Source organism: Bartonella sp. AP9QHHD, from assembly GCF_042195625.1.
Classification (GTDB): Bacteria; Pseudomonadota; Alphaproteobacteria; order Rhizobiales; family Rhizobiaceae; genus Bartonella.
Map to the genome: position 1 here is coordinate 1 of NZ_JBHIOP010000028.1, position 9,707 is coordinate 9,707.

The 9,707-nt window shown below is 32.8% G+C and carries 10 protein-coding genes and 1 tRNA gene; 9 read left to right on the forward strand and 2 right to left on the reverse strand.

Annotated features, from left to right (window positions below):
• Positions 1 to 65: 65 nt before the first annotated feature.
• A tRNA-Thr gene (locus tag ACFIK4_RS01780) sits at positions 66 to 141 on the reverse strand.
• A gap of 453 nt (positions 142 to 594) precedes the next feature.
• Between ACFIK4_RS01780 and ACFIK4_RS01785 the strand changes: the two genes are divergently transcribed.
• The 9 genes from ACFIK4_RS01785 (at position 595) to ACFIK4_RS01825 (ending at position 8,083) form a co-directional block, all read left to right on the forward strand.
• On the forward strand, positions 595 to 771 hold the full coding sequence (locus ACFIK4_RS01785; RefSeq protein ID WP_375668660.1) for a SlyX family protein: 177 nt from the start codon (positions 595 to 597) through the stop codon (positions 769 to 771).
• A gap of 1,031 nt (positions 772 to 1,802) precedes the next feature.
• A complete protein-coding gene (locus ACFIK4_RS01790) occupies positions 1,803 to 3,230 on the forward strand; it encodes an amino acid permease (protein WP_375674747.1) in 1,428 nt (475 codons plus the stop codon).
• A 40-nt stretch (positions 3,231 to 3,270) separates the two neighbouring features.
• Complete coding sequence (locus ACFIK4_RS01795; protein ID WP_375613810.1) at positions 3,271 to 3,951, forward strand: energy-coupling factor ABC transporter ATP-binding protein; 681 nt, start codon at positions 3,271 to 3,273, stop codon at positions 3,949 to 3,951.
• Positions 3,948 to 4,604 (forward strand): energy-coupling factor transporter transmembrane component T family protein, encoded by a 657-nt coding sequence (locus tag ACFIK4_RS01800; protein WP_375613809.1) that lies wholly within the window; start codon positions 3,948 to 3,950, stop codon positions 4,602 to 4,604. The genes ACFIK4_RS01795 and ACFIK4_RS01800 overlap by 4 nt, the downstream gene beginning before the upstream one ends.
• A complete protein-coding gene (locus ACFIK4_RS01805) occupies positions 4,601 to 5,158 on the forward strand; it encodes a biotin transporter BioY (RefSeq protein WP_375629709.1) in 558 nt (185 codons plus the stop codon). The genes ACFIK4_RS01800 and ACFIK4_RS01805 overlap by 4 nt, the downstream gene beginning before the upstream one ends.
• Before the next feature lie 257 nt (positions 5,159 to 5,415).
• Positions 5,416 to 5,982 (forward strand): biotin transporter BioY, encoded by a 567-nt coding sequence (locus ACFIK4_RS01810; RefSeq protein ID WP_375674743.1) that lies wholly within the window; start codon positions 5,416 to 5,418, stop codon positions 5,980 to 5,982.
• A gap of 690 nt (positions 5,983 to 6,672) precedes the next feature.
• A complete protein-coding gene (locus ACFIK4_RS01815; RefSeq protein ID WP_375638596.1) occupies positions 6,673 to 6,981 on the forward strand; it encodes a BrnA antitoxin family protein in 309 nt (102 codons plus the stop codon).
• A 245-nt stretch (positions 6,982 to 7,226) separates the two neighbouring features.
• On the forward strand, positions 7,227 to 7,508 hold the full coding sequence (locus ACFIK4_RS01820; RefSeq protein ID WP_375638593.1) for a hypothetical protein: 282 nt from the start codon (positions 7,227 to 7,229) through the stop codon (positions 7,506 to 7,508).
• A gap of 164 nt (positions 7,509 to 7,672) precedes the next feature.
• Positions 7,673 to 8,083: a hypothetical protein gene (locus ACFIK4_RS01825; protein ID WP_375674745.1), complete on the forward strand. Its 411-nt coding sequence runs from the start codon at positions 7,673 to 7,675 to the stop codon at positions 8,081 to 8,083.
• Here the strand turns inward: ACFIK4_RS01825 and ACFIK4_RS01830 are convergent.
• Entirely contained in the window at positions 8,067 to 8,606 is a 540-nt protein-coding gene (locus tag ACFIK4_RS01830) for a hypothetical protein (RefSeq protein ID WP_375671175.1), read from the reverse strand. The two genes, ACFIK4_RS01825 and ACFIK4_RS01830, sit on opposite strands and share 17 nt — an antisense overlap.
• Between the last annotated feature and the right edge of the window lie 1,101 nt (positions 8,607 to 9,707).

Genomic DNA, 9,707 nt, shown 5'->3' on the forward strand with positions numbered 1-9,707 from the left:
AGATGGTCTGAAAATGGCTGTTTAAAGAAAAAATCTATATATTTCAATACGCTAAATACAAAAAGTGGTGCCGCATGCCGGATTCGAACCAGCGACCCCATCATTACGAATGATGTGCTCTACCAACTGAGCTAATGCGGCATAGGTTTGTAAGTCAATGAGACAAAACTAATTTGAGGGTAATAGCTAAAAGTACGTATAAAAGCAAGAATGCATTTTTTCAATAATTTATACATATGATAATAATTTGAAGGAGAATTATGTAAAAGTCAGAGGAAAGTATTCTTTGACCTTAATGCTATAAAATGCTTTTCAATTTACGATAGCACTTAAATTAAGAAGCTGGGAATGTAGATCTTTAGGATGAAAAATGGTGTCAAGATAACTTAGTAAAGATAAAAACATTTTCTGATTCTTAAGAAAGAAATTGTTGCATAGAGTGATTGGGAAAATAAAGATCATCATAAACCTTTTATAATGTGCAAATAGATGAGTAGAATTAGTTGAGAAGTTACTTCTCATTTTTATGGGAAGAAAAAGGGAGGAGGATTAATAAAATTAATCACGTTTTTTATTTAAGAGGGAGTAAAAATCATGTCGGATGAAGATCGGCTGATAGAACTAGAAATGAAGCTAGCTTACCAAGAAAAATTCATTGAGAAACTTTCTCGAGAGGTAACTAATCAATGGAAAAGTTTGGATGAGATATCTAAAAAAGTTGATATTTTAGCGAGACGATTTTCAGATTTAAAAGAACTAGAGTGTTACTGAAGCTGTTATCTTACCATTTTCTCAATAGGGAGAAGGTGCGAAATATTTTTTATCACAATTGCAATTATTTACAGAGGAGTTTTTATTTCACGCATTTTGTTAGACTTGTAGAATAATTTTTATAAGCTTCTTCATTAATTTTAATAAGTTCCAATCTTATAAGGATAGCTGATATTAGAAGACGTTTTTTTATATGGGGTTTCTAGTACGAAAATTAAGAAAAGTTTTTGTAGAGTATTAAAGAAACAGCCATAGAAAAATATATGAACTGCAATATTTTAAGTTTTTTCTGTACAGAGTTTTCTTATAGGTGGGAGGTAGATTTATTCGCTAATTTTTTTAAATTGATACAAATAAAGTGATGTTATTGTTATCTATAGAAATCATAAGTGAGCGCCTATATTTATAATGAAGCGTTTTAATTTTTTCTGATGATCAAGTGATCTTCAGTTGTTTTAATAGAGTGAGGGGTTTTAAGCGACATCGATTATGTTATAGTACAGAGAGCTCTAGAAGTTTTTTTCAAGATCAAATGTACTCTTCGTTATATGTATATGATATTTTGTGAAAAGGCTTTTGTTTTTCGTAATTTAAGATACAAAATACTATTGCTAAAGCACCAAAGATAGACCATGCGGGTAAATAAGTGAGAGTAATGCAAATTGAGGACAGAAAATCAGGCATTACCTTGCATAGAGATTGATTAAGGTGATAGATATCTGTTTGCAGAAGGTTTGTTAAAATTTTATTAAAGGGGGTTGTTGTCCAATGTGATGTGATTACAGAGTGTGCGTTATCAATGACCAATGCTATAATGGTTAGTGTAACGAAAATGAAGGACATTAATTTAAATAAAGGGTGGAGCATATTTTTTCTTAAAACTTCAACGGGACATACGTATAATGCACAAAAAAATAAGGAGTTGCATTATGATAAGAAAATAAGTTTACGTTTGTTTTGTGTTTTTTGAAAGAGGTGCCTAATTTTTCAATAAAAGTTGAGGTTAAGTTCAACAAAAGTAGTGAGGCATGATGTCTGAAAAAAAGCACGAGGAATTGAAGCGTAGCCTTCAAAATCGCCATATTCAAATGATTGCTTTGGGTGGCGTTATGGGGACGGGACTTTTTTATGGGTCAACCGAGGCAATTCAATTAGCTGGTCCCTCAGTTATTTTATCTTATCTTGTCGGCGGGCTTATTATGTATTTCATTATGCGAATGCTTGGTGAAATGTCAGTAGAAGAACCGTCTTCAGGAGCATTTAGTTTTTTTGCTTATAAATATTGGGGGAGATTAGCTGGTTTCATAACAGGTTGGAATTATTGGTTTCTTTATATTCTTGTGAGCATGGCTGAACTTACAGTGATAGGGTTTTACCTTGATCATTGGATTTTGATTGATCATTGGAAGACATCTTTCATTGTTCTTTTATTTGTTACATTTGTTAATTTGTTTAATGTTCGTTTTTATGGAGAATTTGAATTTGTTTGCGCTTTGATCAAAGTGGCTGCTGTTATTGGTATGATTATTTTTGGAATTTTTCTCATTGTCACTGGACTAGGGGAAAATCAAGCGAATATTCATTATCTTTGGGACCATGGTGGTTTTTTCCCTTATGGAGCAGTAGGGGTTGTTTTAGCAACTTCTGTAGTAATGTTTTCTTTTGGAGGAACGGAGCTTATTGGTATTGCTGCTGGAGAGGCATCTAATCCACAAAAAACAATTCCAGCGGCTATCCGTCAAGTTATGTGGAGGATTATAATTTTTTATATTGGATCTATCAGCATTATTATGATAATCAGCCCTTGGAATATGATTGGAAAAAATGGTAGTCCTTTTGTCACAATTTTCGAGACTATAGGAATTCCTGCTGCTGGTCATATTTTGAATTTTGTGGTGATTATGGCTGCTATTTCTGTTTACAATAGTGGCATTTATTCTAATGGCCGTATGCTTTATAGTTTAGCTGTACAAAAAAATGCACCACATATTTTTAGTAAACTGAGTGCTGCTCGTGTTCCTTATATTGCTATCCTTTTTTCTTCATTATGTACGGCGTTGATTGTCGTTGTTAATGCTCTTGTTCCTGATAATAGTTTCATGCGGATCATGGCTCTTGCAACTGCAGCAGCAGTGATTACTTGGGCTATTATTGTTATTGTTCATTTGAAATTTCGCAATGCCCATAAGAACAGAAAGGGCGATTTTATTTATGCGTTTGGTTTATATCCTTACGCTAACTATCTTTGCCTCTGCTTTCTTGTTTTATTATTTTGCATTATGTTTGTCAGTGGTTTTGGGAAAAATGGATTGATGACTCGACTTTTTGATATGATAGGAATAAGCTTGCCTTTTCTTGAAGCATATATTCCTGTACAGATGCCTGATATGAGTTTGGCAGTCATTATTATTCCTCTATGGTGCTTGTTATTACTTTTAGGTTATAAACTGAAGCGATAGAGAAAGAAGAGCTAATAAAAGGGATTGATTGGAATAAACCTTGGGGATTATAAAATTTGATAAGGTAACACAAGTTTTTGGTGATTTGTGTGTTTTAAGAAATATTACTGTACAGCTTACCGAAAGACGAGTTGCTATTATAGGTGCGAATGGTTCTGGAAAAAGTACATTTGTTCGCCTTATTAATGGGCTCCAATTACCATCTCATGGTTTTGTAAGCGTTGATGGGCTTGATACAAAACGCGATGCAAAAGCAGTAAAACGTAAAGTTGGATTTGTTTTTCAGAATCCCGATAATCAGATTGTTTTACCATTAGTTGAAGAGGATTTATCCTTTGGTCTCAAAAATTTAAAGCTTAATAAAGATGAAATTAAGGAGCGTGTAGATGAAATTTTACAGCGCTATGAACTTCAAGATTTCAGAAATCACGCTGTCCATTTATTAAGTGGTGGGCAAAAACAACTTGTTGCTATTTCTAGTGTAGTTGCAATGAAACCAGACTACATTATTTTTGATGAGCCGACGACATTACTTGATTTGCGAAATAAGCATCGCGTTACGCAAGTGATAGAAGAATTACCGCAAACGGCAATAGTTGTATCGCATGATTTAGAGTTTTTGAAAAAGTTTGATAGAGTGCTGGTTTTTGATAAGGGGGAGATAGCAATTGATGATGTACCTTTTGTTGCTATAAAGGAGTATATAAGAAGAATGTCATGATCGGTTTATATATTCCGAGGGATACATTTATTCATAGGTTAAGTCCTGGAGTTAAGTTATTATTTCTTACGGCCTGTGGAACTTTTATAATAATGGTTTCTTCCATAGCGCTTCTTGGTTTATTTTTATTGTTGGTCATCTTATTCTATAGAGTCGCCAAAATCCCTTTCAAAACTGTGATAAAGCAATTTAAATCGATGGGATTGCTTTTAGTTCTTCTATTTGTATTTCAAACTATTTTTAGCGGTTGGCTTACGGGGGTTGAGGTCATATTACGTCTTGTTATCCTCTTTTCTTTATCATCAGTTATTTCATTCACAACAAAAGTGTCAGATATGGTGGATGCAATTGAAGCAGGCCTCCAGCCCTTTCGTTGTTTTGGTATAAATCCATCAAAAGTGAGTATGGTTATCTCTATGGCGATCAGGTTTATTCCTCTTTTGGGTGAAAAGTTTAATGAGGTACATGAAGCACAGCAAGCACGAGGACTTAATACTAACATTGTTGCTCTTGCGATACCTTTAATTATACGAACCATAAGAATGGCTTCAGAAGTGGCTGAAGCATTGGACGCGCGTTCTTATGATGCTGATACTATTGATATAGCATCTCATAATAATAAAAGTTTTTATAGTAAAAGAAGAATCAAATGAATACAAAAGATTTAGTTTATATTGCTTTATTTGCCGCTATTTATGCTATTTTGGGCCTTTTCCCTTCTATTTATCTTCCTTTTCTTCTAGGGGTACCTATTACGGCTCAATCGATGGGACCGATGCTAGCAGGGTCTATACTTGGGGCAAAAAGGGGTGCTTTAGCGTCACTCCTTTTTCTTGTTCTTGTTGCGATTGGATTGCCTCTGTTGCCTGGTGGTCGTGGTGGAATCAGTGTCTTTTCAGGAATTGCAAGTGGTTATTTAATAGGTTTTCCATTTGCCGCATTTTTTATTGGTTTAATGGTAGAGTTTTTTTGGCAGCGGTTAAATTTTATAACATTATTTATAATAAATACTTTTGGTGGCATTGGGATAGTTTATTCTTTTGGTGTTCCATGGACAGCTTATATGACCAAAGTTTCTTTACTGAAGGTTTTAATGGCTTCATCAGTTTTTTTGATAGGCGATTGTTTAAAAGTATTGATTGCATCCTTTATTGCACTCGCGATTAAAAGATCTGTTCCTCTCATTCATTCAAAGCATAATAACTAAAATAAATGTATTATTTTGTTATATTGTTATTATATAATATTCATATATCACTATTATTGAATTTAACTATAGTAATTTATGATGTAATTAAACACTGTAGAATCTAATATGATTCATATAAGTGATGTTATTAAAATAAATTATTATAGTATTTTTCTCTATATCTAAGGCATTTAAAGTGTACTTTTATAAATCTGATACTTTTTATTAATTGTACAACAATAACGAAAGCATTTCCCTAGTGAAGGAATAATTCAGTGAATACAAAAGATTTAGTTTATATTGCTTTATTTGCCGCTATTTACGCTGTTTTGAGTCTTTTTCCTCCTATTTATCTTCCTTTTTTGCTGGGCGTCCCTATTACAGCTCAGTCTATGGCTCCGATGTTAGCAGGCTCTATACTTGGAGCGAAAAGGGGAGCTTTAGCATCACTTCTTTTCCTTGTTCTTATTGCGATTGGGTTACCTCTATTGCCTAGTGGTCGTGGTGGAATTAGTGTTTTTTCAGGAGTTACGAGTGGTTATCTGATTAGTTTTCCATTTGCTGCATTTTTTATTGGCTTTATGGTAGAATTATTTTGGCACCGGTTAAATTTTATAATATTATTTGTGATAAATACTGTGAGTGGCATTGGGATAGTCTATTCTTTTGGAATACCATGGGTGGCTTATATGACACAGGTCCCTTTGCTGACAGTTTTAATAAGTTCATTAGGTTTTTTGGTTAGTGGTTTCTTGAAAGTGCTGATTGCATCCTTTGTAGCGTTGACCATTAAAAAAACCGTTCCTCTCATTCATTCGGAAAAAGGGGCAGTTCTGTACTGAAGAACAAGTTTTGCCAAATGTATGTAGCTTAAAAAGCACCACGGAATACCATTTTGTTTTGTCTACTTTTTATTGGTATTTTTATCTGCATAGCTCTCAGAGATAGCCATACGAAAATTGAATGTTTCGGCACCAAAATTCATTTTTGCTTTCAGGAGCAGCTCCCAAATAGCCAATTAATATCATTTTATTCAACATGCTTGTAAGTTTTATTCGATTTGCATATTATATGCATAAAGCCTTAGAATAATTTATTATTTTTTTAATATTTTTAGTTAATTAATCACTAATTTTTAAATTATTATTATATTAATTGTACAAAAACATGGATAATTAAGTGTTCATCTAAAACTCTTGATGTATATAATACCCTTATAAATGTGTTAATATAAGTAAATGTATTAATATAAGGTATAAAAATGAGATTTGAATGGAATGAAGCTAAAACAAAAAGTAATCTTAGAAAGCACCGTGTAAAGTTTTGAAATAGCTGCAAGTGTTTTTGCAGCCCCATTCACTATGGTTAAACAAGACCGTATTGAAAACGAGAGTATGGTGAGCAAGCTTTATGGCTCATGGATGGTTTTTTATTAATATTCGTAGCGCATACTGTCCATGACGATAAAGATGGCATAGAGGTAATCCGTATTATTTCAGCACGACGAGCCAACTCGAAAGAAAAGAAACGTTATAAAGAAGAAAGTTCGTTATAAAATTGATGTAGGTAACTTATCACCTTTGACAGATAAACAGAGAGTTGAAGTTGATAAACTGGCTGCAATGCCGGACAGTGCAATTGATCATAGTGATATTCCGTCACTCAATGATGTGTTCTGGAAAAATGCCGTTCGCAATCCATTCTATAAACTACCCAAAACTGTCACAACAGTGCGTGTGGATTCAGACGTGCTAGCGCGTGACTTTAAAAGTCAAGGGAAAGGATATCAAAAGCGGATTAACGCCATTTTACGTGATGCCATGCTTCGTTCAATGCACTGATTTCTCCTCCACTTAAAAGCCGAGAAGGGGGGGCCCATATTCTAAAAATCTAAGCAGCTTTCACTGCAGAGTTCTCTAAAACTCGTATTGCTTTTGCAATTAAAATTTTATAGCCTTAATTTTCAGCCAAACGATTCTAAACGACGCAGTATATTTGGGATACACTACCCTCCCGTTGTCACTAAGATAACTTAGGCAACACCTGCCGTCTGATAAGACATAGACATTGTAATTATGTTAACTTTATGAATACCATTAACTTCCTTTCTTATAAATATAAAATAGATCCAGCCTCAGAATTAGTTAATATCAATGATGCTGATAAATTTTTAGAGGAAGGGAGATACGATTTTAACTGTGATAATCAATGTGCTACCTTAATAATCGAAAAGTTTTCTGTTAACTCGAAGATCTGCTATTGGATTTATGTTTTAACGGGAGAAAATAGTCTTTATAATCCTGAAGTGATTGATTCTGAAAACGACTTTCAGAATATTCCTAACCCACGTTCTAAAAATCAGATTTAACAAAATAAGCAATATTTTGGAATTTTGATTCCTATAGAGTTAACTCTTTTTTCTTCAAATAAAGAGTTAAACAAATTCTTGCAGCTACACTACAAAAAATCTTTTCCCCCGAAAACGATTGATATCTCACCTGATATTGTTGGTAAGGAAGAGTTCGAAAAAAATTGCTTTTAATTAAAGAAATAAAACTGAAATATACACAACCAAAACAATTAGATTTTTTTGCAATGCAATCAGAAGACAACTTGCTAAAGATGGCTAAACTTTTGTTGGGTGAATTTCCCACGGATGATTATTCTGAAATGGAACTTGACTTGGGTATCAAATTTAAAGAAAAAAATAATTTAAAGAATTATTTTTTGAATCTTTTTAAAAAATATAAATTAAATCCAGCATTTAAAAACATAAGTTTTGTTGGAAAGACACATAATAATTTTGATATAATCTTTAATACTGAAACTTTTCAACATAAATTTGCTATTAAAACAAGTAAAAATGATAATGGTATGTATAATGAAGGAAATATAAAAGAAAAATTAAAGCATGAAATTGTAAATTTTACTGTATCTCTTTAATAGAGCACTGTAGCGTGTAAATAGATATATTTATTAAACTGCGTGTACGCAACATAAGGAAGAATACACAGACTAAAAAAAAGTACCAAATTATAATATTTGAATATCCAAGAGCAATATCTAAGTACCAAAGTACGGTATCCAATGAAAAAGAAAACTTGTGCTCCACGTACTTAGAAATGACAGGCAAAGAAACAGTTTCTTTATAACTACTTGGGAAAATTAAAACGACAAGCGCTAAAATTATTAACTTTAGGAGACTGTGCATATACTGATGTAACTCACATGTTAATCTCTTCCAACCTGTTGTATTGCCGCATTTATATTGTGGGTTGTTTTGCAACTCAGAAGGGATATTAGAATTGCATAAAATTGCAAAAACAGTTGTTACGATCACCAAAGAAATAGACGCGAATGTCAAAATACCCTGAATAAAGTCAAGATTTTTTCTTATTCCTAAAAAACATACAAATATAAAAATTATAACGCCAAACAAGGCTTTTCTCTTCTTATCTGTAAACATATTTATTTCCTGTGAAAAAATTATGATCTCAATTTCTTAAATTATTTTCTGATATAAAAACACAAACTACCTTTTAGTCTTTTTAGCATTTGCTTTTCTTTTAATAGCAATGTCTTCTATTGCATCCAGTTGCTTTTAATATTTTAGTTAACCTCGTCTATGATTTATCTATAGTTGATGATAGCTTTAAACACAGAGCTCCATAATCCCAAACTCTTGCTTGCATTTTGATACCCAAATCCACCTTTCAACAAAGCCCATCGCACTGGCAATCCTTTCATAAAGATTAAAGAAAAGCTCTGTTATTTCAAAAGTACACGAAAGGGAATCATAATTGCCGCAACATTTTTTGCGCTGATGCTGGCTACTCATGTTTTAAAAAACAAATATTTTGAAATTCGCGTATCCTAAAATCCTTAATTTGTATTAATGGATTTATTTACTTTATAAATTTGATACTATAGAGCTATTTTAGCTTCTAGAAATATATTGTACATTAAAAAAACTTTTTAATCACTCTTTAAATGCATATCCAATCCAAAAATGATCAGCACTTTTCACTATTTTGCTATTTTTTAGAAATCTATTTTAAACTCTCCTCATTATTTCATGAGGAGTTTTGGCGCGTGAAAGAAGATCTTTTTCAGTCTCTTCACAATACTTAGAAAAATCTGTTGCTCTTGGAATGATTTTTTTTAGACATGCTTTCTACGTTGCTCTGCAAAATGCGTTTTAAGAACTCTTTCAAAATCAATAAGGAAATACCTTTGAGTTCAGTTTGATAAGCTTGAGAAGAGGTATTATAGTCCATATATTTTTGCATGTGGAAGCTACCACAAGAGAACAAGCGAAAAGTATTAGAGATATCATCATTTGAAGCTTTTACAGCAATAAACCTGTGAAGCCATATGCAAGTCTCAAGTGCGTTTTCTTCATTCGGTTTTTGTTTTTAATTTTCCATACGACACACGGCTATTTCAGGCTATTACTTTGGGTTGATTAAGATTTGTAAGGAAAGTTGATTGGCAAGCAGTTAAGGCTGAATTTAAAGACTGGGATTATAAAGCCCAAGGGCTGACAGAAGCCGGTGCGGCTCTCGTG